The 19,894-nt window shown below is 40.0% G+C and carries 22 protein-coding genes, 2 riboswitches and 1 other annotated feature; of the genes, 17 read left to right on the plus strand and 5 right to left on the minus strand.

Annotation, left to right across the window (positions count from 1 at the left end):
- Positions 1-80 precede the first annotated feature (80 nt).
- A complete protein-coding gene (locus tag ACSYTE_RS06930) occupies positions 81-1,439 on the minus strand; it encodes a glutamate--cysteine ligase (RefSeq protein ID WP_491717330.1) in 1,359 nt (452 codons plus the stop codon).
- Between the two features lie 157 nt (positions 1,440-1,596).
- Between ACSYTE_RS06930 and hisJ the strand changes: the two genes are divergently transcribed.
- The 17 genes from hisJ to ACSYTE_RS07015 all read left to right on the plus strand — a co-directional run bounded on the left by hisJ (position 1,597) and on the right by ACSYTE_RS07015 (position 16,435).
- Entirely contained in the window at positions 1,597-2,451 is an 855-nt protein-coding gene (hisJ, locus tag ACSYTE_RS06935) for a histidinol-phosphatase HisJ (protein ID WP_491717331.1), read from the plus strand.
- 43 nt (positions 2,452-2,494) lie between these two features.
- Positions 2,495-2,726 (plus strand) — a binding site (T-box leader).
- Between the two features lie 65 nt (positions 2,727-2,791).
- Complete coding sequence (locus ACSYTE_RS06940; protein WP_491717332.1) at positions 2,792-3,946, plus strand: ATP phosphoribosyltransferase regulatory subunit; 1,155 nt, start codon at positions 2,792-2,794, stop codon at positions 3,944-3,946.
- Complete coding sequence (gene hisG, locus ACSYTE_RS06945) at positions 3,940-4,584, plus strand: ATP phosphoribosyltransferase (RefSeq protein WP_491717333.1); 645 nt, start codon at positions 3,940-3,942, stop codon at positions 4,582-4,584. Before ACSYTE_RS06940 ends, hisG begins: the two co-directional genes overlap by 7 nt.
- The gene (hisD, locus tag ACSYTE_RS06950; protein WP_491717334.1) at positions 4,571-5,848 is read left to right on the plus strand and encodes a histidinol dehydrogenase; all 1,278 of its coding nucleotides are present in this window, start codon (positions 4,571-4,573) and stop codon (positions 5,846-5,848) included. Before hisG ends, hisD begins: the two co-directional genes overlap by 14 nt.
- Before the next feature lie 12 nt (positions 5,849-5,860).
- Positions 5,861-6,445: an imidazoleglycerol-phosphate dehydratase HisB gene (hisB, locus tag ACSYTE_RS06955; protein WP_491717335.1), complete on the plus strand. Its 585-nt coding sequence runs from the start codon at positions 5,861-5,863 to the stop codon at positions 6,443-6,445.
- Positions 6,445-7,056 (plus strand): imidazole glycerol phosphate synthase subunit HisH, encoded by a 612-nt coding sequence (gene hisH / locus ACSYTE_RS06960; protein ID WP_491717336.1) that lies wholly within the window; start codon positions 6,445-6,447, stop codon positions 7,054-7,056. Before hisB ends, hisH begins: the two co-directional genes overlap by 1 nt.
- Positions 7,053-7,772: a 1-(5-phosphoribosyl)-5-[(5-phosphoribosylamino)methylideneamino]imidazole-4-carboxamide isomerase gene (gene hisA / locus ACSYTE_RS06965; protein ID WP_491717337.1), complete on the plus strand. Its 720-nt coding sequence runs from the start codon at positions 7,053-7,055 to the stop codon at positions 7,770-7,772. Before hisH ends, hisA begins: the two co-directional genes overlap by 4 nt.
- Positions 7,766-8,527, plus strand: coding sequence for an imidazole glycerol phosphate synthase subunit HisF (hisF, locus tag ACSYTE_RS06970; protein WP_491717338.1), 762 nt, complete (start codon positions 7,766-7,768; stop codon positions 8,525-8,527). The genes hisA and hisF overlap by 7 nt, the downstream gene beginning before the upstream one ends.
- A complete protein-coding gene (gene hisI, locus ACSYTE_RS06975; RefSeq protein WP_491717339.1) occupies positions 8,524-8,862 on the plus strand; it encodes a phosphoribosyl-AMP cyclohydrolase in 339 nt (112 codons plus the stop codon). Before hisF ends, hisI begins: the two co-directional genes overlap by 4 nt.
- The gene (hisE, locus tag ACSYTE_RS06980) at positions 8,855-9,181 is read left to right on the plus strand and encodes a phosphoribosyl-ATP diphosphatase (RefSeq protein ID WP_491717340.1); all 327 of its coding nucleotides are present in this window, start codon (positions 8,855-8,857) and stop codon (positions 9,179-9,181) included. The genes hisI and hisE overlap by 8 nt, the downstream gene beginning before the upstream one ends.
- Positions 9,182-9,197: 16 nt before the next feature.
- Entirely contained in the window at positions 9,198-10,265 is a 1,068-nt protein-coding gene (hisC, locus tag ACSYTE_RS06985) for a histidinol-phosphate transaminase (protein ID WP_491717341.1), read from the plus strand.
- Positions 10,266-10,518: 253 nt separating this feature from the next.
- Positions 10,519-11,913 (plus strand): amino acid permease, encoded by a 1,395-nt coding sequence (locus tag ACSYTE_RS06990; protein WP_491717342.1) that lies wholly within the window; start codon positions 10,519-10,521, stop codon positions 11,911-11,913.
- A gap of 147 nt (positions 11,914-12,060) precedes the next feature.
- A riboswitch (TPP riboswitch) is annotated at positions 12,061-12,154 on the plus strand.
- Positions 12,155-12,236: 82 nt separating this feature from the next.
- Positions 12,237-12,331, plus strand: a riboswitch (TPP riboswitch).
- A 48-nt stretch (positions 12,332-12,379) separates the two neighbouring features.
- Entirely contained in the window at positions 12,380-12,577 is a 198-nt protein-coding gene (gene thiS / locus ACSYTE_RS06995) for a sulfur carrier protein ThiS (protein WP_491717343.1), read from the plus strand.
- 2 nt (positions 12,578-12,579) lie between these two features.
- Positions 12,580-13,242, plus strand: a complete 663-nt coding sequence (gene thiF / locus ACSYTE_RS07000) for a sulfur carrier protein ThiS adenylyltransferase ThiF (protein ID WP_491717344.1) — start codon at positions 12,580-12,582, stop codon at positions 13,240-13,242.
- Position 13,243: 1 nt separating this feature from the next.
- Positions 13,244-14,011: a thiazole synthase gene (locus tag ACSYTE_RS07005; protein WP_491717345.1), complete on the plus strand. Its 768-nt coding sequence runs from the start codon at positions 13,244-13,246 to the stop codon at positions 14,009-14,011.
- Positions 14,012-14,019: 8 nt separating this feature from the next.
- Entirely contained in the window at positions 14,020-15,216 is a 1,197-nt protein-coding gene (locus ACSYTE_RS07010) for a hydantoinase/carbamoylase family amidase (protein ID WP_491717346.1), read from the plus strand.
- 10 nt (positions 15,217-15,226) lie between these two features.
- Positions 15,227-16,435 (plus strand): dicarboxylate/amino acid:cation symporter, encoded by a 1,209-nt coding sequence (locus ACSYTE_RS07015; protein WP_491717347.1) that lies wholly within the window; start codon positions 15,227-15,229, stop codon positions 16,433-16,435.
- Positions 16,436-16,713: 278 nt separating this feature from the next.
- Here ACSYTE_RS07015 and ACSYTE_RS07020 read toward each other — a convergent pair whose 3' ends face one another.
- From ACSYTE_RS07020 to ACSYTE_RS07035, 4 genes are all read right to left on the minus strand, one after another.
- Positions 16,714-17,472, minus strand: a complete 759-nt coding sequence (locus ACSYTE_RS07020; RefSeq protein ID WP_491717348.1) for a hypothetical protein — start codon at positions 17,470-17,472, stop codon at positions 16,714-16,716.
- Positions 17,473-17,699: 227 nt separating this feature from the next.
- Positions 17,700-18,134: a GNAT family N-acetyltransferase gene (locus ACSYTE_RS07025; RefSeq protein ID WP_491717349.1), complete on the minus strand. Its 435-nt coding sequence runs from the start codon at positions 18,132-18,134 to the stop codon at positions 17,700-17,702.
- Between the two features lie 112 nt (positions 18,135-18,246).
- Positions 18,247-18,885, minus strand: coding sequence for a VTT domain-containing protein (locus ACSYTE_RS07030; RefSeq protein WP_491717350.1), 639 nt, complete (start codon positions 18,883-18,885; stop codon positions 18,247-18,249).
- Positions 18,886-18,988: 103 nt separating this feature from the next.
- Positions 18,989-19,702 carry a class I SAM-dependent DNA methyltransferase gene (locus tag ACSYTE_RS07035; protein ID WP_491717351.1) on the minus strand — a complete coding sequence of 238 codons (714 nt, stop codon included), beginning with the start codon at positions 19,700-19,702 and terminating at the stop codon, positions 18,989-18,991.
- Positions 19,703-19,894 lie beyond the last annotated feature (192 nt).

A 19,894-nucleotide genomic window follows, 5' to 3' on the forward strand; every position in this document is an offset into this window, starting at 1 on the left:
TGGATAAACGATTAATATTATTTAATTGCAAACTAAAAGAGCCATAAATGAATTGGTTTTCATTTATGCCCCTGCTCTTACTAAGATTTAAACGAACTCCGAAATAGGTATTTCTTTAATTCTTCAGCAGTTGGCTGCTTAGTATCATCAAAACCATCAAATGGCCTTAACGCCATTAACGCACTTTTTTGATACTTAATCCCTAGCTCAACTGCATAATCAACTAATGAATTGTTTTTAATGTGTTTAATTAGTTGCGCGCTTGGGGTCAATTCAGGATAGCGAATCCGTAACTCCATTTTTTTAATAACCTCGTTAAATTCAGGTCCAGCTTGAATCTGATCAACGAATAGTTTTAAGCGTTGAATAAATGAAATCGCTTGCTTTTGGTGAGCGAACTGATTGGGATGTTCACTAGCCACTTCGTCATTTAACTGGTTGGATTGTGCGAGGGTTTCATTAACCGCTGATTGCTTTAATGGTGGATTCATTATAAAATAACTTGCCATTATCCGAACGAATCGAATCGTGTCGGTCTGGATACCAATCTCACTGTCAGGATCTAAATCCAACATTCGCAATTCGAGATACTGAATTCCCGTGTTTCTTAAATCCGCAAGGTCTTTGCCACCCCTGAACCGAATGGGTCCTTGGCCTTCTGAATCCCTAATCATGAGTTTATTTTTAACGGCATCTTGAATTGATTGAATGTATTTATCGATGCTGGTGTAATCGACCAAAAATTTAGCTCCATAACCATACCGTTGACTTTGGCGGAGGCTACGGATGGGATGATCTGGTCCCACGTCTTCATCGTAGTAGTTTTGCTCAGCGATGGGACTGGCCCCAAATAAGTATGTAAGTAACCAACGGTATCGAACGAATCCCTGCCCTAATCGCATATATAAGTAATCTTTTACTTCTTGTTTGTTATTGAACTTGTCGCTCATTTGGGCTTGGATTAAATCAATAATATGGTCATTGATACTTAAATTAATGTGAGCACCGCAGGGTAAGAACTTCGCCATTCCATGATGGAGTTTAACCAACTTAATTAAAAATTCGTGTTTTTCTGTAGTGGAATCCGCCAACATATCATTGGTTTTATTTTTAGGCATAATCGGTGGCATTGACAACGGCCAAAGGATTTCACCAGGGGCGAGTGCATTCCGCAATGCATTATTGATCCGATATAGGTAATGCATTGCATCGATGGGGCTATCGGCTGATGGTGTTACCACTTCGGACATGGCAACCAAAAAGTCCTCTGTAATCCAGGGGTTACTATGGGCATCGCCAATCGTATCTGGGTATGGTTCAGAGCTGAGGTGACCATCTTCATCTGCTCGATCCATTTCAATTTCGATCCCCATTCTAAAGTCAGAGATTCTTGCAACAGCTTCATTTTGAAAAATAATATTACCGATTTTACTAAACATTGGGCATTCCTCCTCGATAGTTTGCTCTTGATGTTTGCATAGTCAAGTTAAGAAATTATAAATCTTTTATAACAATATGTAAAGTTCACTCTAATAATTTTCTCATTTAATTTCATTTGATTAAATGGTATGATTAAACTAAAATGGAGTGATTTTAATGCTTAAAGTTGATGGACACACCCACACGGAATTATGTCCGCATGGCAGCGGTGAAGCGACTCGCAAAATGATTGAACGTGCAATTGAACTTGGTTTTAGCGAATATCATATTACTGAGCACGCTCCAATGCCTGAACATTTTGACCGAGTCTATGGAGGATTGCCAGATAATATTGCTACTGAAGGTCTAAATAATGACCAGGTTGATGATTATTTGAAACTAGCGGTGGAGCTGCAAAATGAGTATCAATCTCAAATTAAAATCAGTGTTGGATTTGAAATTGAATATTTAAGTGGCTTTGAAGCTGAAACGAAGCACTTTATTGAACAGTACGAACCAGTGACCCAAAATAATATTTTATCAGTCCACTATTTACAAGCGGATGATGGTCAATACTGGGGCATTGATTATGCTCCTGAAGAATTAATTGATGGCTTTAACGTTGATCTTAAGCACCCCCAAAAGTTATACCAAAGATACTTAAATACGGTCTTAGATAGCGCCAGTGTTAATTGGGAACATCAAAAACCACTTGAATTGGGACACATTAGTTTAATTAAAAAGTATCAAGATTATTTTAATTTACCAGAATTGTTTGATGATGATAATTTAAAAATTGTTGATCAAATCATAGCTCAAATGCAAAAGCATAATTTGAGTTTAGATTATAATTCAGCGGGACTTTATAAAAAATTTTGTAATGATTTTTATCCTGGTGAACAGATTTTAAATCGGGCATTGAATGCTCAATTACCAATTGTCTTTGGCTCTGACGCCCATAGTATCGATGAAGTTGGCCATGGCTGGCACATGATGAATAATTTTTTAAAAAAGCTTGACATCTTAGATTGATTAGAATATTATTAGTTCAACATCATTTGAGTCTAATTTAAATATAATAGTTCTGATTCGGAGAGTAGTAAGTTATGCTTGAACGAGAGAGTCCCGCTGAAGTTGTGAAGGGACCAAGCTGATTTATGAACCACACCGATGAACTGGGTTGCTGAACTTAAAGTAAGCAATTTCGGGACCACTCGTTATCAGGGTTGAAGTTATTCTTCAACTTGAGAGATGCTTTGTGAGAAGCATCTGAACATGAGGTGGAACCACGCGATAGCGTCCTCTTTATCCAGATTGGATAAGGAGGACGCTTTTTTATTAGCTCAAATGATTATTAAAGGAGGTAGTTAACATGAATCGTATTAAGTTGCCAACTGGGCTGCGTGATGAATTTGGTGAGGTTGCTGAAAGAAAAGATATCGTAACAGCTTGGATCTTAAAGCAATTTCGTCAACGCGGTTATACCAGAATCAACACGCCGATAGTTGAAAAACGTGACTTATTTAATGATTTTACAAGTGCTAATCCACCGTATCGGGTCTTTGATCCCGCCGGTGATGACCTGGTTTTAAGACCAGATCTGACCTTGCCGGTGGCACGCTTTTTATCAAATATGAACTTATCGCTCCCACGGAAATTATATTATGTGGGAACTAAGTTTGAAATTTCCCCAGAACTATCTGGTGGACAGAATGAACAAACGCAATTAGGAATTGAATTAATTGGATATCGAACGATTAAGGCCGAAATGGAGGAGGTGATCATAATGCATCAATTGAGTCAACACTTTTTACATCAACATCAATTAACAATTGAATTAGGACATGCTAGATTGGTAGATCAAGTTTTAGATTCACTTCATCTTGATCATCAATTGCATCGTCAATTGGCGCAAGCGCTATATCATAAGAATTTTCCAGCGTATAAAGCATTGCTGGAAAAGGTTGGTGCATGTGATGAACTTCCCTTCCTAAAGAAATGGCCACGATTATTTGGAACGATTGCAGAACTTCAGCAAATGCTGGAAGCAGTCAAGATTCCAAAAGCTGCCAGGCCGCTAGTCGATGAATTAATCACACTTGCTCGATTTGCAAGTAGTTTACCGAACCAAAAGGTAATTGTCGACTTAAGCAGCGCGGTTCCGCAAAAATATTATACTGGAATCATTTTTAAGGGATATACAGCCCGTTCAAATACTTATGTTATCAGTGGTGGTCGTTATGATCGACTGCTGGCTAACTTTCAAGCTAAAACTGAACCGGCCGTTGGATTGGGAATTAACATTGATGCATTAGCCAAAATTGCAGATGTAGAATCGCAAATTCAGCGACCGGTTTTTGTATACGCAAAATTAGCAGAAATGAGTCAAGTGGCACCATTGATTGAGGCTAACCCGAACTATTCACTAGCTCCATTCGATAGCCAAGAAGAGGCTCAAGAACAGGCAAAGTTAGCTGGAGTAAAGCTATTGATTTGGAAATCAGGAGAGGGGTTAGTTGAATGTTAAGAATTGCATTAACGAAGGGGCGAGTTGAAGAGAAATTAATTCCGCTACTAGAGAAATGTGGGATTGATTGCGAACCACTAGTTAATAAGAAACGCAAGCTAATCATTAACTTAGCAGATCGTTACCAATTTATTTTGGTTAAGGGTGAGGATGTTTGTACCTACCTGCGAACTGGAACGGTTGATCTAGGAGTGGTTGGTAGTGATATTTTGGCTGAACAGGATGCTTTGAATCAAGTTGATGAGTTATTGGATCTTGGGACGGGACGTTGTCAATTCATCGTTGCTTCTAAGCAAGATTTTAATTGGAACCAATCGAAACGCAAGGTGATTGGAACTAAGTATCCAAGAATCGCCCGCCGCTATTTTAATGAAAAGGGTGAAGATGTTGAAATTATTAAAATTTCAGGATCAGTTGAATTAGCACCATTGACCGGGCTAGCAGATGCGATTGTCGATCTAACGGAAACTGGGACTACGCTGCGGGTTAATCACCTAGTCGTACATGACTGGTTAGATGTAATTACGAGTCGATTGGTGGCCAATCCGGTGGCATTAAAACAAAAACGGACGGAAATCTTTGAATTAGTTGATAAATTAAGTGAAATCGTAGGAGTGAATGAATATGAAAATATATAAAGAATCATTAGCAGAAATGAAAAAAATTGTTGATAACTACACTAGTCAAACGATTGATTTAGAAATTGAAAAAACGGTCAGCGAAATCATCGCCAACGTTGCTCAAAATGGTGATGAAGCGCTTCGCGATTATGAAAGAAAATTCGATAACGTTAACTTAGCTGACTTTTCAATTCCTAAGTTTCAATTAGATCAGGCTCTTGAAAACATTGATGATGATTTAAGAGCAGCGTTAGAGCTTGCCAAGCGCAACATTACTAGTTTTCACAAACAAGAAATTGAAAATAGTTTTGTGGACGTTAGTACCCCTGGGATTATGCGGGGTGAAAAAATTACTCCCATGGCAAGCGTTGGACTATATGTTCCAGGCGGGACAGCCGCTTACCCTTCAACGATTATGATGTGCGGGATTCCAGCCAAATTAGCAGGAGTTAAAAGGGTGGTCATGGTTACACCACCACAACCAAATGGTGTCAATCCAGCCGTCTTAGCAGCAGCAAAATTAGCCGGAGTCGATGAAGTTTACCAAATCGGTGGTGCTCAAGCGATTGCAGCATTAGCGTATGGGACTGATAGTATTCAAGCAGTTGATAAGATTATGGGGCCAGGGAATATTTTCGTAGCGACTGCTAAAAAGCAAGTCTTTGGCAAGGTCGCTATCGACATGGTGGCAGGACCTTCTGAAATTGGGATCTTAGCTGATGACAGTGCGATTGCATCCGAAGTGGCAGCTGATTTGTTATCGCAAGCCGAACACGATAAGAGAGCTCGGCCAATGTTGATCACCGATAGCGAAGCATTAGCTACCGCCGTTTCCAAGGAAGTCGATCAACAACTAGTTACGCTGCCTAGAAAAGAAATTGCCGAAGCAGCGGTTTCTGATCGTGGTTTTATCGCCGTGATGGATAATGTGAATGAGATGTTCGAACTAATGAACACAGTCGCTCCAGAACACTTGGAAGTCCAACTAAAGAACCCGACTCAATACCTAGGGTTGATTCAAAATGCAGGGTCAGTCTTTTTGGGTCGATATGCTAGTGAACCGCTTGGTGATTACGTTGCAGGTCCTAATCACGTCTTGCCAACAGGTGGGACTGCACGGTTTGCTTCTCCACTTGGGGTTTATGATTTTGTTAAGCGGACCCAATTTGTACAATTCGATAAACCAAGTTTGCAAGCAGATGTTCCAGCAATCGCTAAGTTAGCAAGAACCGAAGGGCTTGAAGCCCACGCTAGAGCCGTTGAATCACGGTTTAAGAAATAGGGGGAGATTTAGATGCGGAAAGCTGAAATTACTAGAAAAACCAATGAAACTGATATCACAGTGAAACTAAACTTAGATGAACAAAGTGGCATTGAAATTGATACTGGAGTTGGCTTTTTCGATCACATGTTGCAATTATTCGCAAAGCACGGGCGATTCGGATTGGTAGTCAAAGCCCGTGGCGATCTTCAAGTCGATGCTCACCACACGGTAGAAGACGTTGGAATCGCCATTGGAGAATGTTTGACGCAGGCGCTTGGAAATAAGGAACAAATCGAACGCTACGGTGATGCATTCGTTCCAATGGATGAAACACTGGCTCAGGTAGTGATTGATTTGAGTGGCCGTTCATACTTAGTATTTGATGCTGAATTGACTAATCCACGGTTAGGGATCTTTGAAACGGAGGTTACCGAAGACTTTTTCCAAGCCTTAGCATTCAACGGCCAATTTAACTTACACGCTCGGGTGTTGTACGGTCGTAATACCCACCACAAGATCGAAGCATTGTTCAAGGCTACGGGTCGTGCATTAAGAAAGGCTGTTACCATCAATCCAGAAATTAAGGGTGTGAACTCAACCAAGGGGGTCATTTGATGATTGCAATTATCGATTATAACGCTGGAAATGTTTATAACGTTTTAAAGGCCTGTAAAAAACTAGGCATTGAGGCGCAGTTGACTGCAGATCCAGAAACGATTCAAAATGCAGATGCAGTCTTATTCCCAGGCGTGGGTGCATTTAAGGATGCTATGGATACCCTTAATGAACGTGGGTTAGTCGATGTCATTAAGCAAACCGTTGCTAACGGCACCCCATTTTTAGGGATTTGTCTCGGGATGCAATTATTGTTTGATTCATCAACTGAATTTGGCAATACTGCAGGTTTAGGACTGATCACTGGTAAGATTGAAAAAATTCCCAATGATAATGGCAATCGAATCGTTCCACATTCTGGTTGGAACCAAAATCAAGTCAAGCGTGATTCGATCTTTAATGGAGTGCAAGGGCAATATACTTATTTTACTCATTCATATTACGCAGTTTGTGATCCGCAATTTATTATCTCCAGTGTTGACTACGGGGTTGAAATTCCGGCAATTGTCAATCGTGATAATATCTATGGTTTTCAATTTCATCCCGAAAAAAGCGGCCAAGTTGGTTTAACGCTTTTAAAAACATTCTTCGAACAGGCGGTGGTCAAATGATTTATCCAGCAATTGACTTGCGGGCGGGTAGCAGCATTAGACTGTACCAAGGTAACTATCAAAAGCCAACCCTCGTGAACGCAGATCCAATCGACCAAGCAAAATCGATTCGCACCAGTGGAATTCAAAATTTACACTTGGTTGACTTGGATGGGGCAAAGGATGGCTTACCGACCAACGTTGAATTAGCAAAGCAAATTGCGGCCATCATTGATGGACAAACTGAAATTGGCGGTGGAATTAGAAATGAAGCCACAATTGAGATGTATTTGGCAAATGGGCTTTCACGGGTAATCTTGGGTTCGGTAGCATTAAAGGATCCAGCATTTACCACTGCCATGATTCAAAAATACGGTAGTGAACACATTACGATTGGTGTTGATGGGGCCAACGGAATGGTTGCTACCGAAGGTTGGGTAGAGCAATCGAACGTTAAAATGGCTACCTTGATCAATAAGATGGCATCCGTTGGGGCGAATCGGTTTATCATTACAGATACCAAAACTGATGGGACGTTAAGTGGCCCCAATCTAGACTTATTAGGAAGTTTAAAACACCAATTTCCAGAATTAACGCTCGTTGCCTCTGGTGGCATTAGAGACCTTTCAGACGTGATCAAACTAAAGTCGATTGGAATTGACGATGTCATTATTGGTCAGGCAATCGCAGATCAAAAGGTAACGCTAAAAGAAGTTGCGGAGGCGAATAAATGTTAGCAAAACGAATCATTCCATGTTTAGACATTGCAAATGGACGGGTTAAAAAGGGGGTTAACTTTGTTAACTTAAAAGATGTTGGTGACCCCGTTGCAATTGCAGCAACCTATGAGCAACAGGGAGCTGATGAATTGGTGTTCTTAGACATTACGGCAACTAATGAGAAGCGTAAAACGATGGTCGACGTGGTAGCTGATGTATCTCAACAGGTTTTTATGCCCCTGACGGTCGGTGGTGGGATTAGTTCGATTTCAGATATGGAATCGTTATTACACGCCGGAGCTGATAAAATTTCAATTAACTCATCCGCAATTGCCAATCCGAATTTAATAACCGAAGGGGCGAAACGATTTGGTAGTCAAGCAATTGTGGTGGCCATTGACGTGAAATGGGATGCAGCAGCTCAAAAGTATGTTGTTTATACCCATGGTGGGACTAAAAATACTAAAATTTCAGCAATTGAATGGGCGCAATTAGCGGTTGCTAAGGGAGCTGGGGAATTGTTGATCACTAGTATGGATCAAGATGGAACTAAGGACGGATTTGATGAAAAATTATACCAGCAGATCGGTCAATTAGTTGATGTGCCAATCATTGCTTCTGGTGGTGCGGGCCGAGTAGCTGACTTTGTTGATTTATTTAAGAATACCAAGGTCACAGGGGCACTAGCCGCATCTGTTTTTCACTATCAAATGCTTTCGATTCCGGAAGTCAAACAACAATTAAAAGATGAGGGGGTCTCCGTTAGAATATGAAACCAGACTTTAGTAAGCTATCTGGACTATTGACCACCGTTGTGATTGATTCGAACACTAAACAAGTATTAATGGTCGCTTGGATGAATCCAGAAAGTTATCAGCGAACGATCGAAAGCGGTGAGACGTGGTTTTGGTCACGTTCGCGAAATGAATTATGGCATAAGGGTGAAACGAGTGGAAATACACAACGGGTAACTAAAATGGAACTGGATTGTGATGGCGACACCCTATTAGTATCCGTTGTGCCGAATGGGCCAGCTTGTCATACTGGTCATGTAAGTTGTTTTTTTAACCCAGTTGAATTTAAAAAAGGAGTCGATAATAATGGATAAACAAAACTTAGAAGAATTATATGAAATGGTAAAGAAACGGAAAGCAGAACCAATCGAAGGTTCATATACTGATTATTTATTCACCAAGGGCTTGGACAAGATTCTTAAAAAAGTCGGTGAAGAAACAACGGAAGTCATCGTTGCCGCCAAAAATAAGGATCCTAAGGAATTACAATATGAAACCGCTGATATGCTATACCACTTAATGGTGTTATTGGTCGAATCTGGCGTGTCTTTTGATCAAATTAAGACCGAACTTGGTTCGCGAGTGGGTAAAATGAGTCAATACAAAGATCGGGCCCCAATTAAAAAGTTATAGAATGGAGTGATTTCCAATGAAGAGTGCAGTTAAAGGGCTAGAAAACTACGTCCCCCCAGTTGCGATTGAGCAACTTAAGAAAAAGTACGGATTAAATCGAATTGTCCGCTTATCAGCAAATGAAAATCCGTACGGGACTTCTCCACAGGTTGCTAAGGCAGTCACTTCTGCAGTTCCACAGTCGGAAAACTATTATCCTGATAGTAATTGTACGGAGCTACGCAACTTAATCGCTAACAAGTTAAAGGTTCCTAGCCAAAATATTGTTTTTGGTTGTGGATTGGATGAAATAATCTCAATGGTTTCGCGCATTTTTTTGAATGCTGGCGATGAGGTAATTGTTTCAGAACCCACTTTTTCTGAGTATCAAATCAATGCTGAAATCGAAGGCGCTAAGACGATCAAGGTTGCAGTGAATGCTGATGGTCAAAATGATCTTCCTGCATTTTTGAGCCAAATTAATGCAAATACGAGCTTAGTGTGGCTCTGTAATCCTAATAACCCGACTGGGGGCTATAATTCAGTCGAATCGATCCGCCAGTTTATGTTAAAAGTGCCTAAGGATGTCTTGGTGCTCATTGATGAAGCATACATTGAATACGTAACCAGTGCTAAGGATTCTTCAGCCGTCCCATTATTAAAAGAGTTCGATAATTTAGCGGTGATGCGGACTTTTTCAAAAGCTTATGGTTTAGCTAGCTATCGGGTTGGCTATATCATTATGGACGCTAAACGCGCGGGGTATATGCAAGCGGTCCGCCTACCGTATAACCTCAATACGCTTTCCCAAGTTGCCGCAGTTGCTGCGCTTAGCGATCCAGAATTTGTTCAACGAACGGTAAATAATAATAAGACTGAACGTGATGGATGGGAACAATTTTTAAAGCAAGCTAATTTAAAATACTATCCATCGCAAGCCAATTTTATTTATTTTCAAAGTGCTGATGCCGATAAAATCGCAAATGAATTACTCCAAAAGGGCTACCAAGTTCGGGTTGGCCAACAACCAAATTGGATCCGAATTACAATTGGGCGACAAGATGATAATAAAGCGATTCAGGACATTATTAAAAGCTCCTTATAATGTTATCAATAATTACATGTATAATAGTCAGCTGATTTTGAATAAATAACCTCTTTGTCACGATAAAAAAGCATAAAAACCAATTTTTTTGAAAAAAGCTTTGCTTTTCGAAATAAATATGATAGAATAAATTAAAATTAAATGAGAAAAAAGCTAATTTGATTTTAATGTTATGTGAATCAACGGGACGTCACGTAACTTTTTATTACATTTATTTTGGGTAAATACAAAATTGGTAAAGGATGTGTTGATCATGGCTAACTCAAACATTAGAGAAAATCCAGATGGAACTTACCGTTCATTGAGTAACCGACATGTGCAAATGATTGCAATTGGTGGCACGATTGGAACTGGGCTATTCTTAGGATCAGGGACGACGATTTCTAAAACGGGACCATCCATTTTGATCGTATACTTAGTCTTAGGATTGTTCTTCTTCTTGATGATGCGTGCAATTGGAGAAATGTTTTATTCAGATCCATCGCACCACACGTTTGTATCATTTATTACTAAGTATCTAGGACCTGCTGCAGGTCGATTCACAGGTTGGACCTACTGGATCGGGTTGGTGTTTGTCTGTATGGCTGAAGTAACTGCGGTGGCCACTTATGTACAATTCTGGTTTCCTAATCTGCCAGCATGGTTGATTGAAGTCGTCTTTTTGGCTGTTCTTTGTGGCTTAAACCTAGTGGCTGCGCGTCTGTTTGGTGAAACCGAATTCTGGTTCGCAATGATCAAAATTATCGCAATCGTTGCTTTGATCGTTACCGGGATTTTTATGATCTTTAGACACAGCGCAACGCCACTTGGTCATGCATCACTCGCTAACATTACTAATAATTTGACATTATTCCCCCACGGTTCATTTAACTTTATTTCTGCGTTTCCAATGGTATTCTTCGCCTTTCAAGGAATTGAATTCGTAAGTATCACGATTGGTGAAGCAAAGAATCCACGGCACGTGATCAAGAAGGCAGTTAATGAAACCTTACTTCGCATCTTACTATTCTACATTGGTGCATTGGTGGTAATTATGGGAATTATTCCATGGACTTCACTTTCACCAGATAAAAGTCCATTCGTTCAAGTTTTCCAATTGGTTGGAATTCCAGCTGCTGCAGCTGTGATCAACTTTGTGGTTCTAACTTCTGCTGCTTCGGCATTAAATAGCTGTATCTTCTCAGCTGGTCGTCACTTTTACCAACTAGCGACTGAAGCAAAGGAAGGCAGCTTCATGAAGGAAAAGTTTGGTAAAATCTCTAATTCTGGGGTTCCGGCAGCTGCCATTTTACTATCAGCTAGTTTGGCATTGATCACTCCAATTATGAGCCTTAGTGCAGCGACTGGAGCAGTCTTTACAATCGTAACTGGTGCATCTAGTGATATGTATATCTTGGTATACGCATTAACAATGCTTGCACATCGGAAATATCGTCAATCAAGTGATTATATTGAAAATGGGTTTAAAATGCCTTGGTACAATGTTACCAGTCCGCTCACCATCGCTTTCTTTTTGGTAATCTTCGCTAGTTTATTCTTCATTCCCGATGATGTTGTAGGTGCCATTGCTGCAATTGTATGGGCAGTTGGATTTGGTGGATATGTATTGATTAGCCAAAGAAAATCAGAAGCAAGTATAAATGGATAATATTAAAAAATATCTTATTATCGATCGATAATAAGATATTTTTTTGTTGCTAGCTTTTTATCAAATTGTCCTTGGCTTAAAATTTTATTATTGACAAATTTTTCACCTTAATGTTAATATAAGGTTGTTCAAAATTAAATATTTATCACATTGTATCTGGGGTGCCAAGTAATTGGCTGAGATTATACCCATTGAACCTGATTTGGTTAATACCAGCGAAGGGAGATGCAGTTCTTTTATCGCTGATTAATTATCGAATAATTAGGACGGTTCTCCTGGGTTTTACTAGGGGAACCGTTTTTTTATTTACAATTGTGATGATAATTTAAACACTGGGGTGCCAAGTAATTGGCTGAGATTATACTCATTGAACCTGATGTAGTTGATACTACCGAAGGAAGGGGTTTAATCTTAACTAGTGCGTTAAAAAACCTCCTTTCTTGGGTCTAGAAAGGAGGTTTTTATTTTGGTAACCATTAATGGAAAGCCAGTGGAAGCATTGGCGGGAAAACCGCTATCATTCTTATTGGCTCAATATGCTCAGCATCAAGATAACGTTGTGGTCGAATTAAACGGATCAATCGTCCATCGCAATGAAATCGATGGAATTACTTTAAATCCAAATGATCACGTTGAATTAATTTCTTTCGTAGGAGGTGGTTAGCAATGACGGTTCAAATTGATGGAATCAGTGTTGAAGATTTTTTTATGCAGATGAAGGATCGTAATGTTGATAACTCGTATCAGGCCCTAAAGAATGCACACGTTACGATTGCAGGTTCAGGCGGGTTAGGATCTAACATTGCAATTGCATTGGCGCGTTCTGGTGTGGGCCATTTGACCCTAATCGATTTTGACGATGTGGAATTAAGCAACTTGAACCGCCAACAGTTCAAGTTCAGTCAAATTGGGATGCCAAAGGTCACTGCATTAAAGCAAAATTTATTAGAATTTAATCCCTTTATTAAAGTGGATGCGATTAAAACAAAGGTCAGTGCTGAAAATATTGAGCAACTCTTTGCTGACTGTGACATTATTTGTGAAGCTTTTGATAACCCTGCTGCCAAGGCGATGCTACTCGATGGGGCGACCAGTGCTTTTCCAGATAAATCATTAGTAATGGGCAACGGATTAGCGGGGGTCCATGGTGCAAATCAAATTCAAACCAAACAACAATCCCCAAACGTCTACATTAGTGGTGATGGCCAGACGAGTGGATCAGAGGGATTGATGGCACCACGGGTAATTATTTGTGCCGGTCATCAAGCAAACGCAATTTTAAGATTACTCATGCAACTACCAGTGGTTGAAAATAAGGAGGAAATTTAACATGGCAATTAAAGACGATTTAGTAATTAACGGACACCATTTTACATCACGGTTTATCTTAGGTTCAGGTAAATATTCATACGACCTAATTGATGCTGCAGTTCATAATGCCAAGGCTGAAATTATCACAATGGCATTGCGGAGAACCGAAGCAGCAGCCGAAAATATCTTAAACTTTATTCCAGAAAATGTCACTATCTTACCGAATACATCCGGTTGTAAAAATGCTGAAGAAGCAATTCGGATGGCTCGAATCGCGCGCGAATTAAGCGGCAGTGATTTCATTAAGCTCGAAGTGATTCCAGACAAAAAATACTTAATGCCCGATAATGCAGAAACGATTAAGGCGACTTCCATTTTAGCTGATGAAGGTTTTACCGTAATGCCATACTTCTTACCAGATTTAATCACTGCAAAGCGGTTAGTTGAAGCTGGAGCATCAGCGGTGATGCCATTAGGCGCACCGATTGGGACTAACCGCGGCTTAGCCACTAAGGACCTAATTCAAATTTTGGTCAACGAAATCGAAGTACCAGTGATTGTTGATGCCGGAATTGGACGGCCTAGTCAAGCTGCTGAAGCTATGGAAATGGGAATTGATGCCGTAATGGCGAATACTTCAATGGCAACTGCTGGCGACATCCCATTAATGTCAGAAGCATTTAAGCTAGCGGTTGAAGCTGGGCGCAAAGCATACCTTGCTAAGCCAGGACGGGTAGTTAATAGTGGTGCGGTTGCTTCTTCACCACTTCTTGGGGTTAGTAAGTAGGCACTGTCATGGTGATGAAAGGAACGCTTAATTTAAACGATTGGTTAGATCAATTTACTGTTGATTCCGATGAAGGACAACACCGATTGGTTTATGATGAATACTGGATTGAAAATCAAATTCGGTTGATTCACTTAGGACAGCGACTGGGTTTTAAGGCGACCGTTGACATGGTTGGAAACGTCTTTTTAGACTTCATCGGGCAAACGGATTCGGTGATTGCGGTTGGTTCCCATATGGATACGGTCGATCATGGTGGTAAGTATGATGGACTATATGGCGTTTTGGGTGGATTAAAGGCGATTGTTGATACAGTATCCAAAAATGGCAAGCCGAACAAAACGCTGCGCTTGATCTCATTTAGTGAGGAAGAGGGGAGTCGGTTTCCTGCCACTTTTACGGGTTCGAAATACTATGTCAATAAAACGCTTCCGCCCAAGTTAGTTGATGCAAATGGGATTAGCTTTGAAGCTGCTAGAAAAAAGGCCGTTGAGCAATTGACTAATCAACCACAAGTTACTTTGCGTAATTGTGAGTTACCTGATGCTTTTACGGAATTACACATTGAACAGGGGCCTCAATTAGAAGGAACGAACGCATCAATCGGGTTAGTAAATTCTATCGTTGGGCAACGGCGCTATACTGTGGATATTAATGGACATGCTAACCATGCTGGAACGACACCGATGCAGGGGCGCTGTGATGCGCTAAGAAAAGGGTGTCATCTAATTGATTCGATTTATCAATTGGGCGATCGTTTTAAACAACCGTTCGTTTTGACGATTGGTAAAGTCATGAACCACCCCAACGTTAGCAACGTTATCAGTGGACAGTTTAGCTTTACGATTGATTGCAGGTCTGATTCTGAGGATCAACTGGATGATTTTGAATCCCGCTTAAATGAATTAGTTAAAAGGCAGCGTGGAATCATCGATCGTTATTTACAGGTTCCTGTTACCCAGTTAAACCGTCAGCTTCTAAATGTTAACCAAGATTTAGCGCGTCAATCTGAAATCACATTTTTAGAAATGGCATCTGGAGCAGGACATGATAGTCAGATAATGAGCAAGGCCGTTGCGACTGCAATGGTATTTGTTCCCAGCAGTAATGGAATTAGCCATCGTCCCGATGAGTTTACAGTCGCTACTGATCTAAATGCGGGGGTACATTTCTTATCGATGATCTTACAAAAACAAGCCTATTAGGAGACTGAAAATGAAGTTGAAACAGAACTTAACCCTGAAAATTCTTCTGGGAATGTTGATTGGAATCTTAATTGGTGGAATTGGTGGTTCCAAGGTGGCGTGGTTACAAATATTTGGTGAAATTTTTTTACGCCTTCTTCAAATGATAGTAATCCCACTGGTAACTTGTTCGGTAATTTCAGCTGTGGGCCACTTTTCCGTCGGTCAGTTTCGTAAGATTGGAATGCAAATGGTGATGATTTTTCTAGCCACCACGATTGCTGCAGCTGTGGTTGGTTTATTAGTCGGGTTACCAATTAGGTTGAACTTGAACCTAGCAAGTCACGCCAGCGGGTTGGTTCATAAACAGTCGCCTTCGATTTCCGATACGATTCTATCATTTTTTCCGCAGAATATTTTTGAAGCTTTAAGTGCCGGTCAGGTCATTCAAATCACGATTTTTGCAATTATTTGTGGATTTACAATTATGCGAATCAATCGTCGGGGGCAATTCGATTTAGTCTTGGGTGCGATTGATAAGTGTAATCATATTTTGATCGAAATGATGAATACAATCCTAATTGGTGCGCCGCTGGGGATTTGCTCTTTACTAATCGGTAGTATCGCAACCAACGGGATAAAAATTTTATTCCCGCTATTGATGTTTATTATCATCTATGCGGTTGCTGTGATTTTATTTCTGATTGGTTTGATCTGTATTTGTAGTTTTAAAACACAGGTTTCGCCATTTAAAATTTTTTTGAAGTGTTCACGAATCATTCTAATTGCTGCGACTACGGCATCATCAGCCGCAGCATTACCAATGGAAATGCTTGATGCCAATAAACGTCTCGGTATCGGGGAATCCGTTCGCGAATTGGTTCTGCCATTAGGAATGACCCTAAATAGTAATGGCTTATCCATGTATCTAGGGTTAGCAAGTGTTACGATGTTGCAATTATTCGGAGTCCCGTTGACGGTGGGCATCGGATTGAAGATTATCATGGTATCGACGCTGGCCTGTCTTGGGACGGTCGTTATCCCAGGTGGTGGATTGGTATCACTAGCAATCGTTTTACCAACCCTTGGTCTACCAATCAGTGGAGTGGGGATCATTGCTGGAGCCGATTGGTTGATCGGTATCTTCAGGACCATCTTAAATGTGATGGGCGATGTTACAACGTCAATCATGATTGCTAAGGATGAGCATTCCATTGATTTAGACCGATTGAAAAATTAGTAAATGCAAATAAAAAAGCTTTATCATAGTTGATGTAAACTCTAAAATTTGTACATTAATATATTGTTTTTCCTAGGCGGAAAGTTATCGGTATTGGATCGAGGACTTTCCGCCTAGTTTTTGTAATTTAGCTCCTTGATGTTAAAGAAATAATTTCTCCAATCACTTTCATGATCTTTTAGCACTAATGTTGGCCATACAAAAACACCCCTAAATTTTTTACAAACTTAAGGGTGTAGTGCTTAATATTTAGGATGAAATGAAAAATAAAAACATTCTTATTTTTGTAGGATCCCACAAGCTTCTTTAACAAAGTTTTCTGCTTGTGGTGAATCTGGCAATACAAAAGAAACTCTAGGATGATTCATAAAGTTGGTTAAAAGGTCAAAATGCCATTCATAGTTATCTGTGCTATTTATTTCACTATTAGTATATGCTGTTCCAACAGCATTACCAGTATTTCCATTAGCGTAAGCAACACCAAATGAATTGGATGAACCAGTAGAATGGGAACCGGTATGTACTCTTTCCCGACTTACTTCTTTTATGCAGTCTCTATTATAGACAACTAGTAGTGAATTATCAGCATCGAAATATATAACTATATCTTGATTATAGATAATACATTCTCTTTTAACTCTGAAACTTCTCCATGGTCCTAAGTTAAAATAATTAACTAATGGTTGAATAAAAGTATCTGTGTGCTGGTAACTAACGTTTGTAAAATGATTTTGAGCGCGACTGTTCTTATCAAGCGCTGCATTAAAAAATGGTCCACGTCTACTCAAAAGAAAGGAAGCTATAAATAACAGTATTCCCGCAAAAGCAGTAAGTAAACTAGATGAAGCTACTAAAAAAATACCAATGATTGAAAACGCTACAGAAGTCGCATGATAAGAACTGCTTTTACGTTTATATTCCTTATATGCGATCGACCATCTATTGTTAGCCTCTATCCCTGGTTTCCAATGATATATATCTGGTAAACCAGTAAATGAGTACAAGTCCCATTGACCTGGAATATTAACTGATGACATAAGAATATTATCCTTTCCAATATAAACATTTGATATATTATAGTATATCATAATTATATTTAGGAATTAAATTAAAAAAGATTTTTCTACCCCCAACCGTATGTAAACGCTTCATTAAAACAATAAATCTTTAAAGTGATTTTTAAAAACATAATTGAAGTGGTTAATCATGAATTATGGAAAATTATTATCATTAGTCTCAGTAAGTCTTTTATGTCGTAGCGCTTTTAGTCTTTATGCCATTTCATTTGATACCTTACTTCGTTGGTGGCTTCTTCAATGAACTGCCCCTTGATCACGAAATCGTTTTGTTCATAGAACATAATGGCAGTGGGGTTATTTAGGTACACTGAGGTACTAATCTGGGCAACTTCAGCTTTACATTGATTTAGTAACTGGGTAGCAATGTCTTGTTGGCGAAAATTTTGATCAACGAATGGACCGATCAGCTGGTCATCTAAAATTGCTGCGCCTCCAATGATCTGCTCATCCTTAATAGCAACGTAAACGGTGGCTGCCAAAAGTTGTTTTCTAATCGGACTGTAACGATTCATCCAGTAATCACTGCCGACAAAGGCGTTTGCTGCCAAGTTACTGGTAAGCCAAATTGACATGATGCGCTTTAGTTGCGCCTTAATAGTTTGGTTGATTTTAGTGATCATTTTTTAAAGCCCCCAGTTAATATCTTAATTATCATTATATGCTAGACAACTGTTGACTACAATTAAAAGCGGCCCCCTTACTACTTGCTTAAGGGGACCGCTTTTCTGAATGTTATTTCTTTACTTTTTGGCGAATCAAGCCAATTAATGCTGGGATTAATGAAACCACGATGATCCCCAATACGACTGCCGAGAAGTGCTCTTGAATGAACGGAATGTTACCAAAGAAGTAACCAGCCCCACAACAGAGCAATACCCAGGCGAATCCGGAAGTCACGTTGTAAAAAATGAACTTTTTGTAATTCATCTTCCCGGTGGCCGCAATGAAAGGCACCAGCGTCCGTAAGATTGGGATGAAGCGTGCTAAAAAGACCGCCGCTGCACCGTGTTGATCAAAGAATTGGCGCGTACTATCAAGGTGGCTGGGCTTGATGACTTTTTGAACCCACTTGTGGTCCAGTAATTTTAAGCCGACCTTCTCACCGACCCAGAAGTTGATCGAATCACCAACAATGGCGGCGATTAGGAAGATTGCGATAAAAATCCAGATGTTCAACGAATAACTAGCGTTAGCAGATAGCGCGGCAGCTGCGAACAGTAATGAATCTCCCGGCAAGAACGGCATAATTACCGCCCCAGTTTCCAATAGGATCACTATGAATAAAATGAGATAAGTCCAGTTACCAAATGTGTTAACAATATTGATAATGTGTTGATCAATATTTAAAATAAAATCAATTAAAGCACCCAAATTAATACTCCTTGTATAATTAATAATTATATTCTAACAGAATGATAATCAATAAATTTAGATTGGGAGTTTAATTTATGAAAAAATCAATAAATGCCTTTGATTATTGCTTTTGACCCATGATTGCTACGTAACCGCCACTTCTAAAACCCGCAACGGGTTCTTCAACGAAATCGTTAGTGTAGAGTGGATTGGCAAGGAGGGTCTGTTGGGTATTAACGTTTATTAATTGCAACTCGTTTTCAAACAGTGCCTTTTTATCCCGTGCGGTCCATGAATAAAATGAACCAGTCAGTTCAACGGGGTAGGGGTGTGCTGGTGCAATCGCACGCAGGTATTTTGAATCGTAGCTGCCTTCGCTTGACGCGATGTGATAAAGCATTCCGTATGCACTTTCTAACGGGATGTCAAGTGAAATAAAGCGTCCGCCTGGTTTTAAAGCTTTAAGGCAGTGTTGATAGGCGAACTTGAGGTCCTTAATATAGCTCGAACTGCCGTTGAAATAGATCACATCATAAGTATCCGCTGGTAGCTCGACGGCTTCGGCGGTACTGATCGTAACGTTTAGTCCCCGTTTTTTTGCGATTGCTGCCATGTCTGTGGATGGTTCAATCCCATCAAAGAGTGGCAACGAGTAGTGGCGATGGAGGGCATCTTCAAACAACCCGCTCCCACAGCCGATCGAAAGGACGCGTTCGGTGGATGCCCCCGTTAAGGTGGCCTTCAATAACTTTAATTCACTTAAAAAGACCTGTTGATTAGCCATGAACCATTGATCGTATTTAGTTGCATAGCCGTCAAAAATTGCTTTGTGCATTTTATAAAACCTCCAAGAATTTAATACTTGGTGAGTTCAATCGACACTTTGGTTTTCGCTTCCCTACGCGAGCATTGTCTCACAGGTTCGAAGGGTTCCAAAAATGGTCTCAGTCAAAAAACTCCCCTAGCAGTTTTAATTATAGGGGAGTTAGTTCAAAATTGCATATTAAATTGAATTGACGGGGCGATT

The sequence above is a fragment of the Nicoliella sp. ESL1120 genome (assembly GCF_058508515.1).